Consider the following 23910-nt stretch of genomic DNA (forward strand, 5'->3'; position numbering starts at 1 on the left):
GATAGTGCGGCAATATTCTTGCCGTTTCCGGGGGTTCCATGAAGTTCTACGCCGCGTCGTTCGTTTCCCTTATTGCGCTCGCGGCACACGGAGCGCCCGCCCAAGTCTCCACTCAGGCCCCGCCCACCGCGCAGACGCAGGCGCCGGAAGACCGCAGTGTGCAGCAGGCACCGCCCAGCGATGCGCTCCCCACGCCGGTTGCTCCTTCCACGGCTTCCGTCGCGCGCAGCCAGCCGGCAGCGGCGGGCAAGGCCGCCAAGTGGGACGTGAACGCCCCCGCCGGCGCCACCATCCGCCAGGTGCCGATCCGCACCAACGAGGGCAGCTGGATGGACGTGGACGTCAGCCCCGACGGGCGCACCATCGCCTTCGCGCTGCTGGGCGACATTTACACCATGCCGATCACCGGCGGCACGCCGACGCGGATCGCCGAAGGCCTCGCCTATGAAGTGCAGCCGCGCTTCTCGCCCGATGGCCGCCGCATCGCCTTCACCTCGGATCGCGGCGGTGGCGACAATATCTGGGTCATGAACCTCGACGGCAGCGACAAGCGCCAGGTGACGCGCGAGGATTTCCGCCTCCTCAACCAGCCGAGCTGGAGCAAGGACGGCCGCTTCATCGTCGCCAAGAAGCATTTCACCACCGGCCGCTCTCTCGGCACCGGCGAAGTGTGGATGTATCATGTCTCCGGCGGCGCCGGCGTCCAGCTGGTGAAGCGCCCCAGCGAAGCGCACCAGAAGGAGCTTGGCGAGCCGATCTACGCCGCGGACGGCAGGTCGGTCTTCTACACGAAGAACGTCACGCCCGGCCCGATCTTCGAATATGCACAGGATTCGAACACCGGCCTGTTCGATATCGAGCGCTACGATCTCGAAACCGGCGAAGTCAGCAAGGCCGTCACTGGTGCTGGCGGCGCGGTCCGCCCGACGCCGTCGCCCGATGGCAAGAAGATCGCCTTCGTCCGCCGCGAAGCGACCCGCTCGAAGCTCTACGTCAAGGATCTCGCTTCGGGTGAGGAGCGCAAGATCTACGACGATCTCGATCAGGATTCGCAGGAGACCTGGGCGGTCACCGGCGTCTATCCGAACATGGCGTGGCTGCCCGACAATTCGGGGCTGGTCTTCTGGGCCAAGGGCAAGATCCGCCGCATCAACGCCGACGGCAGCAATGCGCGCGAGATCCCGTTCACGATCAACGACACCCGCGGCGTGATCGATGCGCCGCACCCGCAGATCGCGGTCGCGCCCGATCGCTTCACCACCGCCATGCCGCGCTTCGCCAGCGTCTCGCCCGACGGCCTCCAGGTCGTGTTCGAAACGCTCGGCAAATTGTGGGTGAAGCCGGTCGCCGGCGGGGCCGCACGTCGCCTCACTCGCGGCGACGACGGCTTCGAACTGTTCCCCAGCTGGTCGCGTGACGGCAAGACCCTGGTCTTCGTCTGCTGGACCGACGATGGCCTCGGCCGCATCCGCGTGGTCGGCGCCGCTGGCGGCACGCCGCGTGACGTGACGAGCCAGCCCGGCCATTACGCCCGCCCGCGCTTCTCGCCCGATGGCAAGACGATCGTCTTCGAGCGCACCAGCCATGGCGGGCTCACCAGCCCGAAATGGTCAGAGGATGCCGGCGTGTACCGGGTCGCGGCTACCGGCGGCGCGATCAGCCGCATCGCGCTCGGCGCCGCCTCGCCGCAATTCGCCGCCAGCGGCGACCGCATCTTCATGCTCGAGGATGAGCGTAAGGACGGCAAGTCGGTGCGCCAGCTCGTCAGCACCGATCTGTCGGGCCAGGCGAAGCGCGCCCATGCGAATGGCGAGCTTGCGACCGACTATATCGTCTCGCCGACCGGCGAGTACGTCGCCTTCCGCCAGAATTACGCGGCCTATGTCGTGCCGCTGATGCCGGGCGGCCAGTCGGTCGGCCTGTCGCCGGACGCGAAGGCGCTGCCGGTCACGCGCGTCAGCGCGGGCGGCGCGGATTACATCCACTGGTCGAACGATGGCACGCGCCTCCACTGGAGCCTCGGGCCGACGCTCTACACCGTCGATACCGCGCAGCTCTTCCCCGCCGAACCGCGCGCGGAGGGGGCGCCCGGCTTCGTCCCGCCGACGACCGGCGTCAGCCTCGCGATGGAGCAGGCGGCGGTGAAGCCCAGCGGCACCGTCGCGATCACCGGCGCGCGGCTCGTCACCATGGCGGCCGAGGATGGCGGCATCATCGACGATGGCGTGGTGGTGATCCGCGGTGATCGCATCGTCGCGGTCGGCCCGCGCGCCTCGACGCCGATCCCCGCCGGGGCCACGACGGTCGACGCCGCCGGCAAGACGATCATCCCCGGCCTCGTCGATGCGCACGCGCACGGCCCGGCGGGGAGCGACGAGCTGGTGCCGCAGCGCAACTGGTCGATGATGCAGAACCTCGCCCTCGGCACCACGACGATCCACGATCCCTCGAACCGTTCGAGCGAGATCTTCACCGCGTCGGAATATCAGCGCGCCGGTCTGATCCTCGCGCCGCGCATCTTCTCCACCGGCGAAGTGGTGTACGGTGCCAAGGCGGCCGACGTGTATGCGCAGATCGACAGCCTCGACGATGCGCTCTCGCACGTGCGCCGGCTGAAGGCGCAGGGCGGCCACAGCGTGAAGAACTACAACCAGCCGCGTCGCGATCAGCGCCAGCAGGTGACCGAGGCGGCCCGCCGCGAGAACATGCAGGTGGTCGCCGAGGGCGGCTCGCTCTACGGGCTCGACGTCACGCATATCGTCGACGGCAATTCGACGCTCGAGCACAACATCCCGCTCGAGACCTTCTACGACGATCTGCTGCAGCTCTTCTCGCAGTCGAAGACCAACTATACGCCGACGCTCATCGTCAGCTTCGGCGGCCTCGCGGGTGACCCCTACTGGCGCCAGGAGACCGACGTCTTCGCCCATCCGCTGCTTCAGGCGCACACCCCGCCGGCGCGGCTGCGCGCCGACAACGCCCGCCGCATCAAGGCGCCGGAGGGCGACTATTTCGACGACGACAATGCCCGCGAGGCGCACAAGCTCGCCAAGCGCGGCGTGCTCGTCTCGATCGGCGCGCACGGCCAGCAGGCCGGCATCGGCGCGCATTGGGAGTTGTGGTCGTTCGTGCGCGGCGGGATGACCCCGCTGGAGGCGCTGCGTGCCGGCACGATCGTCCCTGCGCAATCGCTCGGCATGGCGAAGGATATCGGCTCGCTCGAAGTCGGCAAGCTCGCCGATCTCGTCGTGCTCGATGCTGACCCGACGACCAACATCCGCAACAGCGACAAGGTCGCGCAGGTGATGCTCGGCGGGCGGCTCTATGATGCCAGGACGCTGAACGAAGTCGCGACCGGCACCGCCAAGCGCGGCCGCTATTTCTGGGAAACCAGCGCCGCCAACTGATTGCCGCCTTCGCGCTCGCCCGCCCGTGGGCGAGCGCCCTTTCCCCTTCAGGAGATCTTGAATGGATCGTCGCACTTTCCTCGGCAGCACCGGCGCCGCCGCGCTCGCCGCCAGCATCCCCGCGGCCGCCAATGCAGCCGCCGCTGCCACCGCAGCCACCGGCACCAACCCCAATGACGCGAAGCTGCGCACGCTGCTCGATCGCATCTTCTACGATCGCATCGATGCCAGCCCCGAAGGCGCCACCGCGCTCGGCCTCGACGAGGGCGCCCGTGCCCCGCTCAAGAGCAAGCTCAGCGACGCCTCGGCCAAGGGCGCCGCGGCCGAGCTCGCGCAGGCCAGGCGCGAACTGGCCGAGCTGCGCACGATCAACCCCGCCTCGCTCTCACCGGCGGCAAAACTCGATTACGAGGTCGTCCTCTACCAGCTCCAGCGCAGCATCGCGGGCGGGGAGCGCTTCACCTATGGCGCCAGCATGGGCCGGTTCGCGCCCTTCATCGTCACCCAGCTGACCGGCGCCTATCGCGAAGTGCCGGACTTCCTCGATTCGCAGCATCGCATCAAGGATGCCGCCGATGCCGACGCCTATGTCGCGCGCGTAGCGGCCTTCGCCACCGCGATCGATCAGGATACCGAGCGCCAGCGTGCCGATGCGGCGCGCGGCGTGTTCGCGCCCGATTACATCCTCGATACCACGCTGAAGCTGATGGGCTCGCTGCGGGATCAGCCGGCCGCCGCCACCGTCCCGGTCACCGCGCTCGTCACGAAGCTCAAGGCCGCGAACCTCACCGATGCGCGGGTCGCGGAAGCGACGAAGATCATGAACGATCAGGTCTTCCCCGCGCTCGATCGCCAGCGCGCGCTCGTCACCGAGCTGCGCGGCCGCGCGACGCATGATGCGGGCGTGTGGCGCCTGCCCGACGGCGAGGCTTATTATGCCGCCAGCATTGAGGCCGCGACCACCGTCGCCATGTCGGGCGAGGAGGTTCACCGCCTCGGCCTGCAGCAGGTGGCCGAGATCAGCGGCCGGATCGACACGATCCTCAAGGGCCAGGGAATGACGCAGGGCAGCGTCGGCGAGCGGCTCGTCGCGCTCAACAAGCGCCCGGATCAGGTCTATCCCAACACCGACGCTGGTAAGGAACAGCTGATCGCGCAGCTCAACGCCCAGGTCATCGCCATGTCGAAGCGGCTCCCCGAACAGTTCGGCACGCTGCCCAAGGCACCGGTCGAGGTGCGCCGCGTGCCCAAGTCGATCGAGGCTGGCGCGCCCGGCGGCTATTATCAGAATGCGACGCTCGATGGTTCGCGCCCCGGCATCTATTACATCAACCTGCGCGACAGCTTCGATCGGCCGAAGTTCGGCCTTGCGACGCTGACGCATCATGAGGCGGTGCCCGGCCACCACCTCCAGGTGATGCTGGCACTCGAATCCGAAAGCATCCCGCTCCTGCGCCGCAACGGCGGTTTCAGCGGCTACACCGAAGGCTGGGCGCTCTATTCGGAGCAGCTGGCGGACGAAATGGGCATGTACGAGGGCGATCCCCTCGGCCAGGTCGGCTACCTCCAGTCGCTGCTGTTCCGCGCGACGCGCCTCGTGGTCGATTCAGGCATGCACCACAAGCGCTGGAGCCGGGAGAAGGCGACCGATTATTTCATCGCCACCACCGGCATCGCGCGCGGCCGCAGCCAGAACGAGATCGATCGCTACACCGTCTGGCCGGGCCAGGCGACGAGCTACAAGATCGGCCACACCGTCTGGGCCCGTCTGCGCGATGCTGTGAAGGCGAAGCAGGGCGCCGCCTTCGATCCGCGCCAGTTCCATGCCGTGCTTCTCGACGGCCCCCTCCCGCTCACCATCCTCGAACGCATGGTGACGGAGCGCATGCTGAAGGCCTGACGCCAAACCTCCCCTCCGGCGTGCGGGAGGGGTCCTAAAATCTCTCCTCGCGTTTGTGGGGGGCGGGGGGATGGTTTGTCGCCAACGCCTTCCGCGCGACCGCCATGCCCCCCCTTCGCCTCGCGCCTGTCGAAGGGCGCGCGCCAAGCGCCATCGCCTACACCCCGTATCTCGACTACGCTCGCCACGAACGGTGAAGAAACCGGATCGCAATGAGAGAGGTACGAATGAAAACCTACGACGATGTCGTGAACGGCCGCCGCAGCATCCGCGGCTTCAAGCCCGATCCCGTGCCCCGCGCGCTAATCGAGGAGATCATCGCGCTGGCCTCCCGCGCGCCCTCGTCGCTTAACACGCAGCCGTGGAACTTCACCGTCGTCACGGGCGAGCCGCTCGATCGCATTCGCCAGGGCAACACCGAACGCAATCTCGCCGGCGTCCCGGACTCGCGCGAATTCCGCAAGGGCGAGAATTACGGCGGTGCGCATCGGGAACGGCAGATCGAGATCGCCAAGCAGTTGTTCGGCGCGATGGGCATCGCGCGCGACGACAAGGAAAAGCGCCACGATTGGGTGCTGCGCGGTTTCCGTCAGTTTGATGCGCCGGTCTCGATTGTCGTCACCTACGATCGCGTGCTCTTGGGCAGTGACATCGCACCGTTCGATTGCGGCGCCGTGGTCAACGCACTCGTCAACGCTGCCTGGTCACGCGGCCTCGGCTGCGTCATCAACAGCCAGGGGATCATGCAGTCACCGGTGGTGCGCGAACATGCCGGTATCCCCGACGATCAGGTGATCCAGACCTGCGTCGCCATGGGCTGGCCCGACGAAAGCTTCCCCGCCAATGCCGTCGTCTCCCGGCGCAAGCCGGTCAGCGAGGCCGCCCGCTTCGTCGGCTTCGCCGAGTAACCAACCCGGCGCCCCGGCGATGCCGGGGCCGGACGCGCTGCGCCCTCCCGTTCGTCCCCTCGCGACGTTGAGGGGTAGGCGGCGAGGCATCTCACCCGGCCTCGCGCGCCGGGAAGTCGTAAACCCCGCCCACCTCTGCCGCCACGAACCGCTCGCGCGCGATCCCTGCCGCTGCCAGTGCCTCGCCCAGCGCCTCCCGCGGCGCCTCGCGTGCTTCGTCGGTCAGCTTGAACGTGCCCCAATGGATGCCGAGCGCACGTCCCACCCCGGCGGCGGTGAAGATCCGCACCGCTTCCTCCGGGTTCACATGCTGCGGCGCCATGAACCAGCGCGGCTCGTACGATCCGATCGGGATCAGTGCGACGTCAGGGCGGCCCAGCCGCTCGCGCACCGGCGGAAAGATCGCCCCGTCGCCATAGCCGGTGTCGCCGACGAACCACACGCTGCCCGCCGGCGTCGTCAGATAATGGCCGGCCCACAACGCCATCCGAACGTCGTTCAGCCCCCGGTTCGCCCAATGATATGCCGGCGTCAGCGTCGTCGCGAAGCCATCGAACAGCGGCAACCCGTCCCACCAGTCCCCGACGATGCAGCGCGCGCCCGGCACCGCCCCGCGCACGATTGTGTCATTGCCCAGCGGCATCGCCATCACCGGCGCATGCACCGCCTGCAGCCGCCGCAGCGTCGCCACGTCGAGATGATCGTAATGGCAATGGCTGATCAGCACCGCATCGATCGGCGGCAGATCCTCGAACGCAATGCCGGGCGCCGTCACTCGCTTCGGCCCGATGAACTGGAACGGGCTCGCGCGCTCCGACCACAAGGGATCGGTCAGGATGTTCCGCCCCGCCGCCTGGATCAGCAAGGATGCATGGCCGACCATCGTCACGCGCAGGCCGTCGACGCGCGACTCGGGCTTCGCCTGTGTCACCGGCACGTGCGGCGCCCACGGCACCCCGCTCCCGTCACGTCGCCAGCGCAGAATATCGCGAAAGCCGCGGTCGTTCAGCGGCTGGTTCGGATTGAAGAAGCGCACGCCATCGAAATGGTCGCTCACCGGCCCGGTATAATATCGTTTGCGCGTCATTGACCGGCCTGTCCCTCCGCCCACGCATCAGCGTGCCATGACGCGTGAACCGCCCGCGCCCGTCGCTCGTTCCCGCCGCGTGCCCGACAAGCAACCCGCCCCGCGCCTCTTCTTCACGGCCGACACGCATTTCGGCGATCATCGCACCATCAACATCCAGCGCCGGCCGTTCTCCTCGGTCGCGCAGATGGACGCAGCACTGATCCAGCGCTGGAACGCGGTGGTCGCGCCCGATGACGTGGTGTGGCACCTCGGCGATGTCGCGCGCCGCGCGGCGGATGTTCCCGCACTCCTTGCGCAGCTCAACGGCACCAAGCACCTGCTGCGCGGCAACAACGATCCCGATGCGACGCTCGCCTCGGCCGGCTGGTCCAGTGTCGGCGATTATGCTGAGCTTGAGGTGGACGGTCGCCGCCTCGTTCTGTGCCATTATCCATTCCGATCGTGGAACGCGCAGGGCCGCGGCGCGCTCAACCTTCATGGTCACAGTCACGGGCGATTGAAGGCGATGCCGCGGCAATATGACGTCGGCGTCGACGCCCAGGATTTCGCCCCCCTCACGCTCGCGCAATTGCTCGCGGGCGGCAGAAAGGAAGCTTCTCATGGCAGATGATCGGCGCGGCCGGGCCGTCCCCAGCGGGCGCCTGTCGCGCTTCGGCAGTTTCGGGCGGCTCGCCGGCGGCGTCGCCGGCGGCATGGTGGCGGAGGGCGCACGGCGCCTGGCGTCGGGCGAGCGCCCGCGCGTCAGCGACATGCTGCTCACCCCCGCCAACGCCACCCGCGTCGCCGATCAGCTCTCCAACCTGCGCGGCGCGGCGATGAAGCTCGGGCAGATGATCTCGATGGACGCGGGCGATCTTCTGCCCGCGGAGCTGACGCAGATCCTCTCGCGGCTGCGCGACAATGCGCATCACATGCCGCCGCAGCAGCTCGATCGCGTGCTCACCGGCGAATGGGGCCGCGAGTGGCGCCGCCGCTTTCGCCATTTCCAGGCGCACCCGATCGCCGCCGCCTCGATCGGCCAGGTCCACCGCGCCGAGCTGCCAGACGGCCGCATGCTGGCGATCAAGGTGCAATATCCCGGCGTGGCGGAAAGCATCGATGCCGACGTCGACAATGTCGCGACTCTGCTGCGCGTCTCCGGCCTGCTTCCGCGCGAACTCGATATCGCGCCGCTGCTTACCGAGGCGAAACGGCAGCTTCATGAAGAGGCCGATTACGTCCGCGAACGAAGCATGCTCGATCGCTATCGCGGCTTGGTCGATCAGGATCCCGCCTATGTCCTGCCCGCCGCCGCGCCCGAACTCAGCACGTCGCGCGTGCTGGCGATGGATTTCATCCCCGGCGAACGGATCGAGACGCTGGAGGATGCCCCGCAGGAACAGCGCGATCGCGCTGCGGCGGCGCTCGTCTCGCTCGTCCTGCGCGAGTTGTTCGAGTGGGGCGTCATGCAGACCGATCCCAATTTCGCCAATTATCGCTGGCAGGGCGACAGCGAACGCCTGATTCTGCTCGATTTCGGTGCGACACGGCAGGTGCAGCCCGAAACCCAGCAGGGCTATCACCGCCTGCTGATGGCCGCCCTTGATGGCGACAAGGATCGCGTGCGTCAGGCGGCGGTCTCGGCGGGCTTCGTCGGCGCCGCCGCCGCGGAACGCCACCACGCCATTGTAGATCGCATGATCGCTGTGTTCCTCGCCGAACTGTCGCGCCCCGGCCCGTTCGACTTCGGCGACCGCGCCTTCGTCGCCGTGCTGCGCGAGGAAGCCGCAGTCATGGCGCAGGATCGCGGCACTTGGCACCTGCCTCCGATCGACACCCTGTTCGTGCAGCGAAAGGTCAGCGGCACTGCCCTTCTCTGCGCGCGGCTGAAGGCGAAGGTCGACATACGGACAATGATCGAGAAGTTTCGCCCCGCCTTCTGATCCGCCGGAACGCCCGCGCCGCTCATTCGTCGGGCTCTGCGACACAAGAGGAGCTACCCCATGGCGATCTTCAACAAGGACATGATCGACCTCGCGACCAAGAACACCCTGTGGCAGAAGGAGGTCTATCGCGATCGCAAGATCCAGATCGTGCTGATGAGCATCCCCGCGGACGAGGAGATCGGCATGGAGACGCACTCCGCCGATCAGACGACGTACATCGTCGCCGGCGATGCCCAGGTCGTGATCGACGGCCACTCCACCAAGGCGGGCCCGAACCATCTCGTCGTCATTCCCAAGGGCGCAGAGCACAATGTGATCAACAAGGGTTCGGGCGAACTGAAGCTGTTCTCGGTCTACGCGCCGCCCGCAGAGCCCGAGGGCGCAGCCTTCAAGACCAAGGAAGAAGCGGAGGAGGCCGAAAAGGGCCTGCTCGCCAAGGCAGCCGAAAAGGTGAAGGAAGCGGTCGGCCGATGAGCGCCGCCACGCCCGGCCAGCCGCTGCGCGTCGTCATCACCGGCGCGTCGAGCGGCATCGGCGCCGCCACCGCGCTCGCCTTTGCGCGCGAAGGCGCAACGCTGATGCTTGCGGCGCGTGGGATGGCGGGGCTGGAGAGCATCGCGCGCAGCTGCCGCGGCGAAGGCGGCGCGGCCGAGATCCGTGTGCTCGACACGACGGATGCTGGCGCGGTCGCATCCTTCGCCGCCGAGGCGCGCGATCATCTCGGCGGGATCGATCTGTGGTTCAGCTGCGTCGGCGTCGGCGTGGTCGGCAAATATCATGAGGCGCCGATCGCCGATCATGCGCGTGTGATCGACGTGAACCTCGTCAGCCACATGAACGATGCGCACGCGGTGCTGCCGATCTTCCTTTCGCAGGATCACGGCATCTGGGTCAACATGATCTCGGTCGGCGGGTTCGTCGCAACGCCCTATGCCGCGGCCTATTCCGCCAGCAAGTTCGGGCTGCGCGGCTTCAGCGAGGCGTTGCGCGGCGAGCTGTCGAAGAAGCCGCGAATCCACATCTGTGACGTCTATCCCACCTTCGTCGACACGCCCGGCATCGACCATGCCGGCAATTACACCGGCGCGCGGTTATCGCTTCCGCCGGGTGCGCTGGCACCGGAAACGGTCGCCAAGGCGATCGTCCGCCTCGCCCATCGCCCGCGCAATACCACTGCGATCGGTGCGCCGGCGCTGGCGCTCAAGCTCGGCGACTTTGCCGTGCCGAACCTCAACGCCGCGATCATGAACGGCTTCATGGATGTATGGTCGAGAAAGGCGGAGCGGGCGGACGACAGCAGCGGCGCGATCTTCGACACGGCCAACGATGTCAGCGGCGTCGATGGCGGCCGCCGCCGTCCCGACCAGCGACGCGCAGCTGCGCTAACCGCAGGTGCCGGGCTGCTCGGCGCAGCGGCTCTGGGCGCATTTCTGTGGCGCAAGAACCACCGCCCGTAACGCCGGACGGCCGCTACATCGTCGTGCGCGGTCGTTTATGGCGGCGCACCAACCCCGATCTGCCGGACGGTGAACGCAAGCATCTCGTGCAGCAGCTGATGGCCGCACGTCGCGATGTCGGGACGGCGAAGAAGCGCGGCGACGAGGCCGCACTGGCAATTGCCCACGCCGCGGTGAACGCGGCCAAGATCGCTCTCGGCGAGCGTGGGCCGGTCTGGTGGCAGGATGGCGCACCGGATCTGAATCGCCGCCTCGCCCGTAACACGCCCTATGCCGCCTGGTATGCGGCGATTACCGCGCCCCACTGAGCATCATTGCGGCAACAGGCGCGGAAACTCGGCCGCCAGCTCGCGCGCTAGGAACCCGACCGGCCCGCGGGTGGTCGCCAACCGCCGCCCGCCGTGTCCGTGCAGCCACACGCCCCAGCCGGCCGCGACCAGCGGCGATGCGCCGCGCGACGCAAGACCGGCGATCGCGCCCGCCAGCACGTCCCCTGAACCGCCGGTCGCCAGCCCGATCCCGCCGCCGCGATAATGAAGCAGCGTGCCATCAGGCGCCGCCATCACGGTCCTGCTGCTCTTCAGCACCACCACGGCGCCGAAATGCGCGGCCACCTCCCGGGCGACAGCGTCGGGATCAGCCGCAATCTCGTCTTCGTCGCGTCCTGTCAGCACGGCCATCTCGCCATGGTGCGGCGTGAAGATCGTGCGTCCCCTGAATTTGGCAAGCGCCGTGCTCAGCGACCGGGCGCAGCCGATCGCCATGGCGTCGATCACCAGCATGGTCTCGTCGGAAGTCGCATTCAGCGCCTGCCCCAACAGCCGTTCCGCCGCGTCGGGATCACCGATCCCCGGTCCGATCACCAATGCGTCGCACCCTTGGATTGCCTTCTCGAAGTCCGCGCCTTCCAGCGCCTCGATTTCGCCACCGTTATCCTCTGGCAGGGCAAGCGCCGCTGCCTCGGGCACCAGCACCCCCAACATGAGGGCCGCCGAGCCGACCGTCGCCATCTGCAGCTTGCCCGCGCCCGCGCGCAACGCTGCCTCGCCGGTCAGCCGGATCGCACCGGGCACGCGGCGCGAACCACCAATCGCCAGCACCCGCCCGCGGCTGTTCTTGGTCGTGCCGTCGCCGTGGACAGGGGCTGGATTGGCGGCGATCCACGCACTGTCGAGCGCAACCGGATCCTCGTTCACCCGCGCACTCCCTCGGTCCGCTCGGGCTCGGCCGTCACTTCCGCCTCTTCCTGGCGCTCGAGGTGAGCCACGTCATTGTAGCGCACCAGCACCAGCCCCCCGTCCCGGCCTTCTTCCGGATCAAAGCGGTATTCGGTGATCGAGCAATTCGCGACGTCGCCCTCGCGATCAATCGCGAGAATCTCCTCCTCAGCCAGCTTCTCGATCACGTAGCGCAGGCACAGCACCACCACCTGATGCGCCACGATCATCACGCGCCGCCCGGCATAATGAAGCGCGATCGTGTCGAGCACCGCGCGCAGCCGGAAAATCACGTCGCACCAGCTCTCGCCGCCGGGAGGGCGGTGATAGAATTTGCCGAGCAGCCGGCGGAACTCGGCCTGATCGGGAAAGACGGCCGCGACCCCGCTGGTCGTCAGCCCGTCGAGGATGCCGAACTCCTTCTCGCGCAGCCGCTCGTCGATGCAGATCGGCTCGTTCGGTTCGCATCCCCCCGCCTCCCGAAACAGGCGCGCGGTGGCCTGCGCACGCAGATACGGCGAGGCGAGAAGCACGTCGGGCTGCTCCGCTTCCCCGGCACGCGCAAACCACGCGCCGAGCGCCCAGGCCTGTTCCTCGCCGCGCTCCGAAAGCGGAATGTCCACGTCGCGCGCGGTCAGGTCGATCCGCTCCGCGCCGCTCGCATGCGCCGCATCGCGGGCGACGTTGCCCGCGCTCTCGCCGTGCCGGATGATCCACAGCCGTTCGGGCCAGCGGGCCGGCGTCACAGGCCGGCCCGCCGATGGCGGGTTACGCTCAGACCTTTGCTTCACTCGCGCCCTGCGTCGCGTAGAGGTCAGCATAGCGACGCGTTACCATCGCCAGATTGTCGTCGATCCACTGCGCCATCGCCTGCTCTTCGCCAAGCGACTGCTTGAGCAGCGGGAGTGCCTGCGAGAAGCCGCCGTCCTCCGCCATCACCAGCAGCGATTTGTACGCCGCGATTTCGAAATGCTCGAAAGCATAATTGGCGAAGCTGTTCTTCACGATCTCGTCGCCGGCAACGGTATGCGCGATCGCGGCCATGCTGCCGGACATGCTAAGGCCCAGATCCTTTATCGCGGAATTGCTGGTGCCGAGTTCCGCGAGGATCTCGTCGAGCCGCTCGATCTGGCCGTTCGTTTCCTCGATGTGCGCCCGCAGCCGATCAGCCACCTCGGGATAATGTTCGATCCGCCCGACCTGCGGAGTCATGATCGAAAGTGCCTGCTTCTCCACCGCATGCGCGTTCCTGAGGCCAACGATGAACAGGTTGCGCAGCGTATCTTGATCCGATGCCATGCTGATCTCCTCCTGATGAGGGCCTAAGTCCGATGCCCCGTCGAAGGTTCCCGTCGGCTCGTTTCGGCGCGGCTTTGCCTGTAGCCTTAAGGTGTCGCAACTCTGCAGAACAGCGTTGAAGAAGATGCTTCCACGCACCCCCTGGTCTCTCACCAGTCCTACGGTCCGCCACGCGTACAAGCGCCAACAACAATGATATTGATCTAAGGCAACCTGATCGCCCAACTAAGGAACTTCCCCTACATGCCCGGGTTGCCGCCTGATCAACATGGGAAGGGACATCATGATCAAGACTTTCGGCGCGTGTATCGCACTTGCTCTTTCCACAGCGGCCGTCGCCCAGACGCCCCCTCCGCCGCCGCCGGCAGAGGCCAAGGTTAAGGCACTTCCCTATGTAACGGCCGCCGGCAAGAGCGATCTCTATGAGATCAACTCCAGCCAGATCGCGGTGCAGAAGACCAAGAACCCGGCGGTCCGCAGCTTCGCCCAGACGCTGATCGACCATCATCAGAAGACCACGGCGGCGACGATGAAGGCCGCGCAGGCGGCGAAGCTGAACCCGGGGAAGCCTGCCCTCGACGCTGGCGCGGCCGCCTCGATCACCGAGCTGCGCAATGCCTCCGCGAGCGACTTCGACCGCATCTATCTGGCGCAGCAGATCCCGGCGCACCAGGCGGCTCTCGATCTTCACCGCAGCTACTCGACCGGCGGTGACACGCCGGCGCTGCGCACTTCGGCGAAGTCGGCGATCCCGATCGTGCAGCAGCACCTCGACACCGCGATGAAGCTGCAGGGCGGCGGAAGCCACAGCGGCCACAACATGTGAGAACCGGGGCCGGCTCGCCCCCAACGGAGCGGGCCGGCACCGCCGTTACAGCGCCCGGAAAAGCCCCGCCGGCGCGCGCGCCTCGATGATCCCGGGCTCATCGACGATCGCCCCCGTGCCGCGCCGAAAGCGCTTGGCGCGGTAGAGCGCCGCGTCCGCCGCCTTCATTGCAGCCGATCGGTCCATATGCGCGACGTCGATCCGGCAGACGCCGATGGTGGTCGATACGCTGATGCTGCCGTCATCCGCCGGCACCTCGTGCCGAAGCTCGTCGAGCAATTGGGCGATCCCGGATGCCAGCAGATCCCCAGCATGCCGCCCCCGCAGCAGCAGGACGAATTCGTCGCCGCCGAGACGGGCCGCGTAATAGTCGCCGAGGTATGTGACCGCGCGCAGCTTGGCCGCTTTCAGGCGCAGCACCTCGTCGCCTGTCGCATGGCCCAGCCGGTCGTTCACTTCCTTGAACCGGTCCAGATCGAGGATCGCCACCGCCAGCGGCGTCCCGTCCGCTGCGCTTGCGGTCAGCGCCGCATCCAGCCGCTGGTTGAACGCGCGTCGGCTGGCGAGCCCGGTCAGCTCGTCGGTATGCGCGACTTCGTGCAGCCGCCGCTCGTGCTTGTAGCGATCGGTGATGTCCTGGATCACGCCCATCAGCGCGACGACCCGGCCATCGCGCACCTCCGGCTCGCCGAGCGTACGGATACGCCGCATGTCACCGCTCGCGGCGCGGAAATCGAGTTCCATGTCCCATGGCTGCCCGCGCTCGGTGCACAGGCTTACCGCCTGCTCCACGCGTTCACGCTCGCCGGGCGGGAAGAACTGTATCGCCAGATCCAGCGACACCGGCTCTCCCGGCGCGATTTCGTGGATCGCATAGGTCTGCGTCGACCAGTGCGTCTGCTGGTTCTCCAGGTCGACGCGCCACGATCCGATCCGCGCCATGCGCTCGGCATGCTGCAGCAGGCGCTGCGTCCGTCCCATTCCGACGAGCACTTCATGGCGTTCCATGGCGAGCCGCATGCTCTCCTGGGTCGCACGGCGAAGCTCCAGCAGCGCCTCGATCACGCGCGCCATGCCGCGCAGCATCTCCAGTTTGTCGGGAGCGGGTTCCTGCGGCTGATCATCGACCACGCACAAGGTGCCAACCGGCTGGGGCGTGCCGCCACGTCGCGTGCTAATGCGCAGCGGCACGCCGGCATAGAAGCGAATGAACGGATCTCCGGTGACGAAGGGGTTGTCCGCGAACCGCGGGTCAAGCCTAGTGTCCGGCACCACCAGCATGTCGTTTGTCGCGATCGCGTGATCGCAGATCGCAAGATTGCGCGGCGTCTCGGTGCCTTCGAAACCGCAGCGTGCCTTGAACCACTGACGCTCGGCATCGATCAGCGAAACGAATGCCATGCGACATCCAAACAAGTGCCGCGCACCCGCGACGATCGCGTCGAATTCCTCTTCCGGGTCGGTATCGAGCAGATCGAGATTGCGGAGCGCGCTCAGGCGTTCGTGTTCATCCGCGAGCGTCATCAGCCTCCTGTCACTAGCGAAAGGTTAGTCAAAGGTTAACGTCGAGATGAAGTGATGCCGGCCATCGGCACGCCTTAACGCATCGGCTTTTTCTCGAGTTTCCGCGCCAGCGTCCGCCGGTGCATGCCAAGCCGCCGCGCGGTTTCCGAGATGTTGAAGCCGGTTTCGGCGAGCGTCTCGTTGATGCGTTCCCACTCCAGCGTCTTGATCGATGTCGAGCGCCCATCGATCGGCACCGCCACGTCACCGGTCGCCTTTTCGAACGCCGCTTCGATGTCGTCGGTGTTGGATGGCTTGGCAAGATAATGCGACGCGCCAAGCTTGATCGCCTCGACCGCGGTGGCGATGCTGGCAAAGCCGGTCAGCACCACGATCAGCATCGCCGGATCGAACGCGCGTAGCCGCTTCACGCACGCAAGGCCGGATGCATTGCCGAGCTTCAGGTCGACCACCGCGAAGCCTGGGCGCGCTTCGCCCAACAGATCGTCCACCATATCCGGCCCGTGTGCCACCCAGACGCGGTATTCACGCCGCTCGAACGACCGCTGCAGCGTGCGCGCAAAAGTCACGTCGTCCTCGATGATCAGCAGCCGGCGCGGTTCGACCATCAGTGCCGCTCCTCGGGCGGCGTCGCCAGTGGCAACACCAGCCGCACTTCCGCGCCGCCGCGCGGGCGGTTCACCGCTTCCAACCGCCCGCCCAGCCGACGCGCCACATTGCTGGCCAGGAACAGCCCCACACCATGCCCTGCGCCCTTGCTTGAATGATAGGGCTTGCCCACGGTCGCCAGCTGGCCTTCGCTGAAGCCTGATCCCTCGTCGACCACCGCGATCGTCAGGTTCTCCGCGTCCCGCTCGGCGATGAGGCCGACGTTCCACGGGCAGGCTTCGGCAGCGTTGTCGAGGAGATTGCCGATCGCCTGACGAAGCGCCGGGCCGGCGACGACTGCTGCATCGTCCAGCCCGTCGAGCACCACGTCCAGTGGCACGCCGACGTTGTTCGCGCGCCAATCGGCCACCACCTGCTTCAGGAAGTCCGCCGCCGCGACGCTCTGCATCGCCTCACCGCGGGGCTCGCCGGCGGAATGGAGAATGTCGGTCACGATCGCCTTGCAGCGCTGCACCTCGGCCTGCATCTCGTCGATCTCGCCGGCCAGCTCGGGGTCACTGGCGAGCTTGGGCATCCGCCGCCAGTCGTTGAGGATCACCGACAGCGAGGCGAGCGGCGTGCCGAGCTCATGCGCCGCGCCGCTCGCGAACAGGCCCATGCGCACAATGCCGTCCTCCTCCGCCGCGCGCTGGCGCAGGTCGGCGAGATAGGCGTCGCGTGCGCGCAGGTTGCGGCTGATCCGCGTGACGAACATCGTCAACAGAACACCGCTAAGGGCAAAGCTGATCCATGCGCCCAGCGTATGAAGGTCGTTGATCAGCGGAACGAGGCTGGGGGGATAGACCAGCTGTTCGCTGTTCGCCGACAGGCCGGCATAGCAAAGCGCGGTGACGCCGAAGATCACCCACACCGACCATGTCTCGAGCAGGATCGCGCCCAGCACCACCTGGAGCAGATAGAGCGAGATGAACGGATTGGTCGCCCCGCCGCTCAGCGACAGTTGTGCCGTCAACGCGCCGACGTCGAACAGCAGCGCAAGAAGCATCTCGATGTTGGTTACCCGGTGCCGCGTCAGCAGCAGCGCGCTTGCCGCGTTGGCCACCGCCAGCAGCGCCACCACGCCGAGCATCGGCGCCAGCGGCAGCGCCACGCCAAGCACGAAATCGACCACCAATATGGTGACGAGCTGTCCCGCCACCGCGATCCAGCGCAACTGCACCAGCTGGCGCATGTTTTCCGCCGCCGTGGTCTCCTCCGCCGGGCCGGCGGAAAAGGGCGATCCCCGGGTGAGCGCGAGCAGCGGCGCGTCCATCATCGCCGCTTCCGCGATCGCAGCACGATGAAGGCACCCGCGATGCTGAGCGCCGCGAGCCCGAACCACGTGATCGCATACATCAGGTGATTGTTGCGGAACGCGATCACGGTCTGCCCCCCGACCGGATAGCCGCCCGGATTGGGCGTTGCGTCCGCATCGATGAAGAAGGGGGCGGTATTGCGCAGCCGTCGCGCCGTCGCAATCGCGGCGACGTCGCGCGAATACCATTTGCCCGCCGCCGGGTCATTGCTGCGCAGGAAACCGCCGCCGGGCTCGCTGTCGCGCATCAGGCCGGTGATCGTCACCTCGCCACTGATCTGCCCCTGCGGCCGAGTAGCGGGAGCGGCGCGATCGTTGGGCACGAAGCCGCGGTTGATGAGGATCGTCTCCCCGGAGCCATCCGGCCCGGAGCGGACAAGCGGCGTCACCACCCACCAGCCCGGCCCGAGGTTCGTGACCGCCTGAACCAGCGTCTCCTTGTCATGCAGGAACCGCCCGGTCAGACGCACTCGCCGATAGGCATTGTCGCTCGTCCATGCCGACGGCGGCGGCAGCGCCGCCGGCGCGGTGTGGATCCGCTGCTCCACCTTGTCGATCAGGTCGAGCTTCCACGCGCGGCGCTCGACCTGCCACACGCCCAGCGCGACAAAGGCGGCCGCCAGCGCCAGGCACAGCGCCGCAAAGGCGCCGCGGATCACTACATGCCCACCATGTCGTTGCCCATCGGCATCATGTTGTTGTTCAGATGGTACATGATCCACAGCGATCCGGCGATCACGATGGCGACAATCACCACCGTGAAAAGGAACGCCAGCAGCGTCCATCCGCCTTCGGCCTTCCGGTTCACGTGGAGGAAGAAGAAGGTGTGGACGATGATCTGAACGAAGGCCAGCGCGATGACGATCACTGCGGTCGTCTGCGTGCTGGCGATCGCTCCGCTCATCACCAGCCAGAACGGGATCGCCGTCAGCACTGCCGACAACAGGAAGCCGGTCAGATAGCTGCGCCGCGTGCCGTGGCCATGGCCGCCGTCCGGCGGCGGCGCGTCGTGATGGCCATGGTCATGGCCGTGCGCGTCCTGGCCCGCAAGGGCATGGGCGTCGGCATGGGCGGGCGAAGCGCTCATCGCAGGACTCCGAGCAGATAGACGAAGGTGAAGACGCCGATCCACACGACGTCGAGCAAGTGCCAGAACATGCTGAGGCACATCAGCCGGCGACGGTTTTCCGGGATCAGCCCGCGCTGGCCGACCTGGATCAGCATCACGGCGATCCAGATGAGGCCGCTGAACACGTGCAGGCCATGCGTGGCGACCAGCGTGAAGAACGCCGACAGGAACGCGCTGCGCATCGGCGTCGCGCCCTCGTGGATCAGCTCGGCGAATTCATACAGTTCCACCGCGACGAAGGCCGCGCCGAACAGGCCGGTGATCGCAAGCCACAGCTGCGTGCTGCGCGTCTTGCCTTCCTCCATCGCGATCATCGCCATGCCGCAGGTGATCGAGGAGATCAGCAGCAGCGCGGTGTTGAGCGCAACGAGCTTCAGGTCGAAGATCTGGCTCGGCGCCGGGCCACCGGCGTAGCTGGTGCTCAGCACGCCATAGGTCGCGAACAGCGTGGCGAAGATGAGCGCGTCGCTCATCAGGTAAATCCAGAAGCCCAGCATCGTCCCGCCGGAGCTGTGATCGTGATGATCAGCCTCGGTCTGGTAGAAGATGGGCGGGGCGGCGTCCGCCGCGTCCATCTGCTGCGCTTCCTCCACGGTGGGGGAATGAGTCGTCATGTCAGGCTCCCGCCAGCGCGTGCTTGCGTTCGTCCTCGGCCACTTCCTCGGCCGGGATGTAGTAATCGCGGTTGAAGTTGAACGTGTGGTAGATGCCGTAGCCGATCATCGCGACGAAGCTCGCGGCGGCCAGCCACCAGATGTACCACACCATCGCGAAGCCGAGCACCGCGGCCAGCGCCGACAGTATCACGCCGGCCCCGGTGTTGCGCGGCATGTGGATCGGCCGGAAGCCGCCGGTCGGCCGCTTAAACCCGCGCTCCTTCATGTCGTACCAGGCGTCGAGGTCATGCACGACCGGCGTGAAGGCGAAGTTGTACGTCGGCGGGGGCGAGCTGGTCGCCCATTCCAGCGTACGGCCGTTCCACGGATCACCGCCCACGCGCAGCTTGTCGCGGTTCTTGATGCTCACGGCGATCTGGATGACGAACGCTGCGATGCCGATCGCGATGATCGCCACGCCCACGGCGGCGATCAGGAACAGCGGCTGCAGCGTCGTGTCGTCCAGGTGCCGCAGGCGCCGCGTCACGCCCATCAGGCCGGCGACGTACATCGGCGTCCACGCGACCCAGTAGCCGATCACCCAGCCCCAGAAGTGGATCTTGCCCCAGAACGGATCGAGCTTGAACCCGAACGCTTTCGGCCACCAGTAATCGATACCGGCGAACAGGCCGAACACGACGCCGCCGATGAGCACGTTGTGGAAGTGCGCGACCAGGAACAGCGAGTTGTGCAGGACGAAGTCGGCCGGTGGGATCGCGAGCATCACGCCCGTCATGCCGCCCACCACGAAGGTGAGCATGAAGGCGACCACCCACTGCATCGGCAGCTCGAAGCGGATCTGGCCACGATACATCGTGAACAGCCAGTTGAAGATCTTCGCGCCCGTCGGGATGGAAATGACCATCGTCGCGATGCCGAAGAAGCTGTTGACGCTGGCGCCCGAGCCCATGGTGAAGAAATGGTGCAGCCACACCAGGTAGCTCAGGATCGTGATGACAACCGTGGCATAGACCATCGACGAATAGCCGAAGAGCCGCTTGCCGGTGAACGTCGCCGCGATTTCCGAATAGATGCCGAACACCGGTAGGATGAGGACGTACACCTCTGGGTGCCCCCAGATCCACACCAGGTTCCAATACATCATCGGGTTGCCGCCGAGATCATTGGTGAAGAAGTTGGTGCCGACGTAGCGGTCCAGCATCAGCATCGCGAAGGCGGCGGTCAGCACCGGGAAGATCGCGACGACCAGCACGTTGCTGCACAGCGCCGTCCACACGAACACCGGCAGCTTCATCATCGTCATGCCCGGCGCGCGCATCTTGATCACGGTCACGACCATGTTGATGCCCGACAGCGTCGTGCCGATGCCGGCTATCTGCAATGCCCACAGATAGTAATCAGGCCCGGTGTCGGGGCTGTTCTCGATGTTCGCCACCGGCACGTAGTTCAGCCAGCCCGCGCGGCTGAACTCGCCGACGAACAGCGACACCATCACCAGCATCGCGCCGGCGACCGTCAGCCAGAAGCTGAAATTGTTGAGGAACGGGAAGGCAACGTCGCGCGCGCCGATCTGCAGCGGCATCACATAGTTGATGATGCCCACCACCAGCGGGATCGCGACGAAGAAGATCATGATCGTCCCGTGCGCGGTGAAGATCTGATCATAATGGTGCGCGTTGAGATAGCCCTCGTTCGCGCCGAACGACATGGCCTGTTGCAGGCGCATCATCACCGCATCGGCAAAGCCGCGCAGCAGCATGATGATGCCCAGGATTATGTACATAATCCCGATCTTCTTGTGGTCCACGCTGGTGAACCACTCGGTCCACAGATAGCCCCACAACTTGTACTTGGTGATCGCCCCGACAATGCCGAGGCCAAGCAAGACGACGACGCCGAATGTCACGAGCAAGATCGGCTCGTGCACGGGGAACGATTCAAGGCTGAGCCGACCGAAGATCGTCTTCAGGATGGTCTCGTTGAACATGGTAACTCCGGCGGCTCAGCCGCGGGCCGCGCGGGCAGCGCCCGGCACGGTCGGCAGGAAGGACATGTCGCGGTTGCGGATCGATCCAGGATCGTTCTTCCCCGGCGGCTGCTTCGGCGGCTTGGTGACGTTGGGCACGGTCTCGATCTCGTCCGCGTCCTTCATCAGCGCGCCCTCGGGCTTGCCGTGCGCCGGCATCGAGCCGCGCCCCGCCGGCATGCCTTCGCCCACCTTCATCGAATGGGGATGGCCGCCGCCGACGGCACGGTCGCGCGCCATCACCTCGCTCATGCACGGCGTGCCAGGCACGACGCAGCGTTCGTAGATCCGCTGGAACAGCGCCGGCTGCACGCTGCTGAAGAACATCGGCGGCACCTGCTCGCTGGGCTTTTCGAGCTTGAGGTAGTTCGCCGTGTCGAGCGCGGTGCCGCTCGCCTTCGCCTTGGCGACCCATTCATCGAACCCGGGCCGGTCGAAGCCGAGCAGGCGGAAGCGCATGTAGGAGAAGCCGGCACCGCTGTAGTTCGCCGACATGCCTTCATATTCGCCGGTCTTGTTCAGCACCGCATGCAGCGTGCTGCGCATCGCGGGCATGGTGTAGACCATGCCGGCCAGCGTCGGCGCGTAGAAGGTGTTCATCATGTTGGTCGACGTCATGTCGAACCGCACTTCGCGATTGATCGGCAGCGCCAGCTCGTTGACCGTGGCGATGCCGTATTCGGGATAGATGAACAGCCATTTCCAGTCGAGCGAGACGACCTGGACCACCATCGGCTTTTCGTTCTTCGGCACCGGCTGGGTGGCGGAGATACGGTTCAGCGGCCGGAACGGGTCGAGCAGGTGGGTGCTCGACCAGGTCAGCGCGCCTAGCGCGATGATGATCAGCAGCGGCGCGGACCAGATGACGAGTTCCAGCGTCGTCGAATGATCGAAGTGCGGATCGTAGGTCGCGTCCTTGTTGCCCTTGCGATAGCGCCAGGCGAACACCACCGTCAGGATCATCACCGGCACGATGATCAGCAGCATCAGCGCGACCGAGATATAGATCAGGTTGCGCTGCTGGAGCGCCACGTCGCCCGCAGGGTCGAGCACGGCCCCCGAACAGCCTGCCAGCAGCGCCAGCAGCGGGATCAGGAGGGGACGGGACAGCCGTCGCACAATGGGCGTATGTTCGCGCATGTCGACCCTCCTAGGGTGAGTCCGCAGGACGCTACATTGGACAATTTGTCCAATCCCGTCACTGGTGTAGATTGGTCAAGGTAGGTTTAAGTTCGGCATGGCCTGTGGGCCAAGCCCTTATTCCTACGCCGCTGGCCGGAGCATAGCGAATGAATGCAGCCACCACTGCGCCCGACTCGACAGCCTTGGAGCGCGATGCCCGGCTGGTGAACGCGCGCGAGAAGAAGGTCGCCCCCGGCGAAATCGCGATCGGCGTCATCATCGGGCGCACCAGCGAGTTCTTCGATTTCTTCGTGTACGCGCTCGCGTCCGTGCTGGTGTTCCCGCAGCTGGTGTTCCCCTACGCCGATCCGCTGACCGGCACGCTCTACTCGTTCGCCGTCTTCGCACTGGCGTTCATCGGCCGCCCGTTCGGCACGTTGCTGTTCATGTGGATCGATCGCATGCACGGCCGCGGCACGAAGCTTACCATCGCGATCTTCCTGCTCGGCGGATCGACGATGGCGATCGCGCTGCTCCCCAGCTACCAGCAGGTCGGCGCGCTCTCCGCGGTGCTGCTGGCACTGTTCCGGTTCGGCCAGGGCATGGCGCTCGGTGGCGCGTGGGACGGTATGCCCTCATTGCTCTCGCTCAATGCGCCGGAGGACAAGCGCGGCTGGTATGCGATGATCCCGCAGCTCGGCGCGCCGCTCGGCCTCCTCGTCGCGGTCAGCCTGTTCGCCTATTTCCTGACGATCCTCTCGCCGCAGGATTTCCTCAGCTGGGGCTGGCGCTATCCGTTCTTCGTGGTGCTGGCGATCAACGTCGTCGCGCTGTTCGCCCGCTTGCGGCTCGTCGCGACGCCGGAATTCCAGCGCCTGTTCGAAAGCCGCGAGCTTCAGCCTTCGCCGGCCTTCCAGACGCTGTTCCGCGAACGCCGCACGATCCTGCTCGGCGCGCTCGCGCCGCTCGCCAGCTTCGCGCTGTTCCACCTCGTCACGGTCTTCCCGCTGTCCTGGGTCACGCTGTTCGCTGGCGAGCAGCCGGTCCGGTTCCTCGCGATCGAGGCGGCCGGCGCCGTCGTCTGCATCCTCGCGATCCTCGCCTCGGGCCTGGTTGCGGATCGTGTCGGCCGGCGCGCGGTGCTCGGCGTCTCGGCCGTGCTGATCGCCGTCTACAGCGGCTTTGCCCCGCGCCTCCTCGATTCGGGCAGCGTGGGTGAGGCGATCTACATGCTCGGCGGCTTCGTCCTGCTCGGCCTCGCCTTCGGCCAGTCCTCGGGCGTGGTGAACAGCGCCTTCCCGCCGGAAACCCGCTACACGGGCGCGGCGATCGTCGCCAATTCCGCCTGGCTGATCGGTGCCGGCTTCGCACCGCTGGTCGCGTTGTTCATTGCCAGCCGCTTCGGCCTCTGGTCGGTCGGCGTGTACCTGCTGTCCGGCGCGGCCTGCACGCTTGGCGCGCTGGCAATCAACAAGGAATGGGCGCGCAAGGCGGCCTGAG

The 23910-nt window shown here is 66.7% G+C and carries 22 protein-coding genes; 10 read left to right on the top strand and 12 right to left on the bottom strand.

All coding sequences use genetic code 11. The features are described 5' to 3' along the window. The first annotated feature begins 38 nt into the window (after positions 1-38). The 3 genes from ACH0CP_RS03490 (at position 39) to ACH0CP_RS03500 (ending at position 6215) form a co-directional block, all read left to right on the top strand. Positions 39-3407, top strand: a complete 3369-nt coding sequence (locus tag ACH0CP_RS03490) for an amidohydrolase family protein (protein ID WP_294443040.1) — start codon at positions 39-41, stop codon at positions 3405-3407. Positions 3408-3468: 61 nt separating this feature from the next. After that, positions 3469-5307 (top strand): DUF885 family protein, encoded by a 1839-nt coding sequence (locus ACH0CP_RS03495; RefSeq protein WP_294443039.1) that lies wholly within the window; start codon positions 3469-3471, stop codon positions 5305-5307. A gap of 227 nt (positions 5308-5534) precedes the next feature. Then, entirely contained in the window at positions 5535-6215 is a 681-nt protein-coding gene (locus ACH0CP_RS03500; protein ID WP_294443038.1) for a nitroreductase family protein, read from the top strand. A 91-nt stretch (positions 6216-6306) separates the two neighbouring features. Here the strand turns inward: ACH0CP_RS03500 and ACH0CP_RS03505 are convergent, their stop codons facing one another. Next, complete coding sequence (locus ACH0CP_RS03505) at positions 6307-7302, bottom strand: MBL fold metallo-hydrolase (protein ID WP_294443037.1); 996 nt, start codon at positions 7300-7302, stop codon at positions 6307-6309. 37 nt (positions 7303-7339) lie between these two features. Here ACH0CP_RS03505 and ACH0CP_RS03510 point away from each other — a divergent pair, with 37 nt between their 5' ends. From ACH0CP_RS03510 to ACH0CP_RS03530, 5 genes are read left to right on the top strand one after another with little or no spacing between them, the layout of a single operon-like run. Continuing rightward, a complete protein-coding gene (locus tag ACH0CP_RS03510; RefSeq protein WP_294443036.1) occupies positions 7340-7915 on the top strand; it encodes a metallophosphoesterase family protein in 576 nt (191 codons plus the stop codon). Further along, positions 7905-9227: an AarF/ABC1/UbiB kinase family protein gene (locus ACH0CP_RS03515; RefSeq protein WP_294443035.1), complete on the top strand. Its 1323-nt coding sequence runs from the start codon at positions 7905-7907 to the stop codon at positions 9225-9227. Before ACH0CP_RS03510 ends, ACH0CP_RS03515 begins: the two co-directional genes overlap by 11 nt. Positions 9228-9287: 60 nt before the next feature. Further along, positions 9288-9704: a cupin domain-containing protein gene (locus ACH0CP_RS03520; RefSeq protein ID WP_294443034.1), complete on the top strand. Its 417-nt coding sequence runs from the start codon at positions 9288-9290 to the stop codon at positions 9702-9704. Beyond that, positions 9701-10687, top strand: coding sequence for an SDR family oxidoreductase (locus ACH0CP_RS03525; protein ID WP_294443033.1), 987 nt, complete (start codon positions 9701-9703; stop codon positions 10685-10687). The genes ACH0CP_RS03520 and ACH0CP_RS03525 overlap by 4 nt, the downstream gene beginning before the upstream one ends. Beyond that, positions 10663-10995 (top strand): hypothetical protein, encoded by a 333-nt coding sequence (locus ACH0CP_RS03530; RefSeq protein ID WP_294443032.1) that lies wholly within the window; start codon positions 10663-10665, stop codon positions 10993-10995. Before ACH0CP_RS03525 ends, ACH0CP_RS03530 begins: the two co-directional genes overlap by 25 nt. A gap of 3 nt (positions 10996-10998) precedes the next feature. On the opposite strand, the gene ACH0CP_RS03535 is transcribed toward ACH0CP_RS03530, so the two are convergent. From ACH0CP_RS03535 to ACH0CP_RS03545, 3 genes are read right to left on the bottom strand one after another with little or no spacing between them, the layout of a single operon-like run. Then, complete coding sequence (locus ACH0CP_RS03535) at positions 10999-11883, bottom strand: NAD(P)H-hydrate dehydratase (protein WP_294443030.1); 885 nt, start codon at positions 11881-11883, stop codon at positions 10999-11001. After that, the gene (locus ACH0CP_RS03540) at positions 11880-12695 is read right to left on the bottom strand and encodes a histidine phosphatase family protein (protein WP_294443029.1); all 816 of its coding nucleotides are present in this window, start codon (positions 12693-12695) and stop codon (positions 11880-11882) included. The genes ACH0CP_RS03535 and ACH0CP_RS03540 overlap by 4 nt, the downstream gene beginning before the upstream one ends. Then, positions 12679-13203: a ferritin-like domain-containing protein gene (locus ACH0CP_RS03545; RefSeq protein ID WP_294443028.1), complete on the bottom strand. Its 525-nt coding sequence runs from the start codon at positions 13201-13203 to the stop codon at positions 12679-12681. Before ACH0CP_RS03545 ends, ACH0CP_RS03540 begins: the two co-directional genes overlap by 17 nt. Before the next feature lie 283 nt (positions 13204-13486). On the opposite strand from ACH0CP_RS03545, the gene ACH0CP_RS03550 reads away from it, so the two are divergent. After that, positions 13487-14029 (top strand): DUF4142 domain-containing protein, encoded by a 543-nt coding sequence (locus ACH0CP_RS03550; protein WP_294443027.1) that lies wholly within the window; start codon positions 13487-13489, stop codon positions 14027-14029. A gap of 45 nt (positions 14030-14074) precedes the next feature. Here the strand turns inward: ACH0CP_RS03550 and ACH0CP_RS03555 are convergent, their stop codons facing one another. From ACH0CP_RS03555 to cyoA, 8 genes are all read right to left on the bottom strand, one after another. Next, positions 14075-15553 (bottom strand): diguanylate cyclase domain-containing protein, encoded by a 1479-nt coding sequence (locus ACH0CP_RS03555; RefSeq protein ID WP_294443026.1) that lies wholly within the window; start codon positions 15551-15553, stop codon positions 14075-14077. A 74-nt stretch (positions 15554-15627) separates the two neighbouring features. After that, positions 15628-16161: a response regulator transcription factor gene (locus ACH0CP_RS03560; RefSeq protein WP_294443024.1), complete on the bottom strand. Its 534-nt coding sequence runs from the start codon at positions 16159-16161 to the stop codon at positions 15628-15630. Further along, positions 16161-17474 carry an ATP-binding protein gene (locus ACH0CP_RS03565; RefSeq protein ID WP_406875782.1) on the bottom strand — a complete coding sequence of 438 codons (1314 nt, stop codon included), beginning with the start codon at positions 17472-17474 and terminating at the stop codon, positions 16161-16163. The genes ACH0CP_RS03560 and ACH0CP_RS03565 overlap by 1 nt, the downstream gene beginning before the upstream one ends. Continuing rightward, positions 17474-18175 (bottom strand): SURF1 family protein, encoded by a 702-nt coding sequence (locus tag ACH0CP_RS03570; protein ID WP_294443022.1) that lies wholly within the window; start codon positions 18173-18175, stop codon positions 17474-17476. The genes ACH0CP_RS03565 and ACH0CP_RS03570 overlap by 1 nt, the downstream gene beginning before the upstream one ends. Continuing rightward, positions 18175-18603 (bottom strand): cytochrome o ubiquinol oxidase subunit IV, encoded by a 429-nt coding sequence (cyoD, locus tag ACH0CP_RS03575; RefSeq protein ID WP_294443021.1) that lies wholly within the window; start codon positions 18601-18603, stop codon positions 18175-18177. Before cyoD ends, ACH0CP_RS03570 begins: the two co-directional genes overlap by 1 nt. Continuing rightward, positions 18600-19220: a cytochrome o ubiquinol oxidase subunit III gene (gene cyoC, locus ACH0CP_RS03580; RefSeq protein ID WP_294443046.1), complete on the bottom strand. Its 621-nt coding sequence runs from the start codon at positions 19218-19220 to the stop codon at positions 18600-18602. Before cyoC ends, cyoD begins: the two co-directional genes overlap by 4 nt. Positions 19221-19260: 40 nt before the next feature. Beyond that, a complete protein-coding gene (cyoB, locus tag ACH0CP_RS03585) occupies positions 19261-21249 on the bottom strand; it encodes a cytochrome o ubiquinol oxidase subunit I (protein WP_406893876.1) in 1989 nt (662 codons plus the stop codon). A 15-nt stretch (positions 21250-21264) separates the two neighbouring features. Next, a complete protein-coding gene (gene cyoA / locus ACH0CP_RS03590; protein WP_294443019.1) occupies positions 21265-22428 on the bottom strand; it encodes a ubiquinol oxidase subunit II in 1164 nt (387 codons plus the stop codon). A 149-nt stretch (positions 22429-22577) separates the two neighbouring features. On the opposite strand from cyoA, the gene ACH0CP_RS03595 reads away from it, so the two are divergent. Next, on the top strand, positions 22578-23909 hold the full coding sequence (locus tag ACH0CP_RS03595; RefSeq protein ID WP_294443018.1) for an MFS transporter: 1332 nt from the start codon (positions 22578-22580) through the stop codon (positions 23907-23909). Position 23910: the final 1 nt, after the last annotated feature.

Origin of the sequence: Sphingomonas sp. 179-I 2A4 NHS, assembly GCF_045369135.1 — a bacterium.
In the GTDB taxonomy this organism is placed as follows: Bacteria; Pseudomonadota; Alphaproteobacteria; order Sphingomonadales; family Sphingomonadaceae; genus Sphingomonas.

Bases quoted from the DNA above. Each gene is read 5' to 3' on its own strand.
- ACH0CP_RS03565 (WP_406875782.1), bottom strand. From the start codon at position 17,474: ATGGACGCGCCGCTGCTCGCGCTCACCCGGGGATCGCCCTTTTCCGCC.
- ACH0CP_RS03500 (WP_294443038.1), top strand. From the start codon at position 5,535: ATGAAAACCTACGACGATGTCGTGAACGGCCGCCGCAGCATCCGCGGC.
- ACH0CP_RS03505 (WP_294443037.1), bottom strand. From the start codon at position 7,302: ATGACGCGCAAACGATATTATACCGGGCCGGTGAGCGACCATTTCGAT.
- cyoB (WP_406893876.1), bottom strand. From the start codon at position 21,249: ATGTTCAACGAGACCATCCTGAAGACGATCTTCGGTCGGCTCAGCCTT.
- cyoD (WP_294443021.1), bottom strand. From the start codon at position 18,603: ATGAGCGCTTCGCCCGCCCATGCCGACGCCCATGCCCTTGCGGGCCAG.
- ACH0CP_RS03545 (WP_294443028.1), bottom strand. From the start codon at position 13,203: ATGGCATCGGATCAAGATACGCTGCGCAACCTGTTCATCGTTGGCCTC.
- cyoA (WP_294443019.1), bottom strand. From the start codon at position 22,428: ATGCGCGAACATACGCCCATTGTGCGACGGCTGTCCCGTCCCCTCCTG.
- ACH0CP_RS03560 (WP_294443024.1), bottom strand. From the start codon at position 16,161: ATGGTCGAACCGCGCCGGCTGCTGATCATCGAGGACGACGTGACTTTT.
- ACH0CP_RS03490 (WP_294443040.1), top strand. From the start codon at position 39: ATGAAGTTCTACGCCGCGTCGTTCGTTTCCCTTATTGCGCTCGCGGCA.
- ACH0CP_RS03525 (WP_294443033.1), top strand. From the start codon at position 9,701: ATGAGCGCCGCCACGCCCGGCCAGCCGCTGCGCGTCGTCATCACCGGC.
- ACH0CP_RS03520 (WP_294443034.1), top strand. From the start codon at position 9,288: ATGGCGATCTTCAACAAGGACATGATCGACCTCGCGACCAAGAACACC.
- ACH0CP_RS03495 (WP_294443039.1), top strand. From the start codon at position 3,469: ATGGATCGTCGCACTTTCCTCGGCAGCACCGGCGCCGCCGCGCTCGCC.
- ACH0CP_RS03510 (WP_294443036.1), top strand. From the start codon at position 7,340: ATGACGCGTGAACCGCCCGCGCCCGTCGCTCGTTCCCGCCGCGTGCCC.
- ACH0CP_RS03595 (WP_294443018.1), top strand. From the start codon at position 22,578: ATGAATGCAGCCACCACTGCGCCCGACTCGACAGCCTTGGAGCGCGAT.
- ACH0CP_RS03550 (WP_294443027.1), top strand. From the start codon at position 13,487: ATGATCAAGACTTTCGGCGCGTGTATCGCACTTGCTCTTTCCACAGCG.
- cyoC (WP_294443046.1), bottom strand. From the start codon at position 19,220: ATGGACGCGGCGGACGCCGCCCCGCCCATCTTCTACCAGACCGAGGCT.
- ACH0CP_RS03555 (WP_294443026.1), bottom strand. From the start codon at position 15,553: ATGACGCTCGCGGATGAACACGAACGCCTGAGCGCGCTCCGCAATCTC.
- ACH0CP_RS03515 (WP_294443035.1), top strand. From the start codon at position 7,905: ATGGCAGATGATCGGCGCGGCCGGGCCGTCCCCAGCGGGCGCCTGTCG.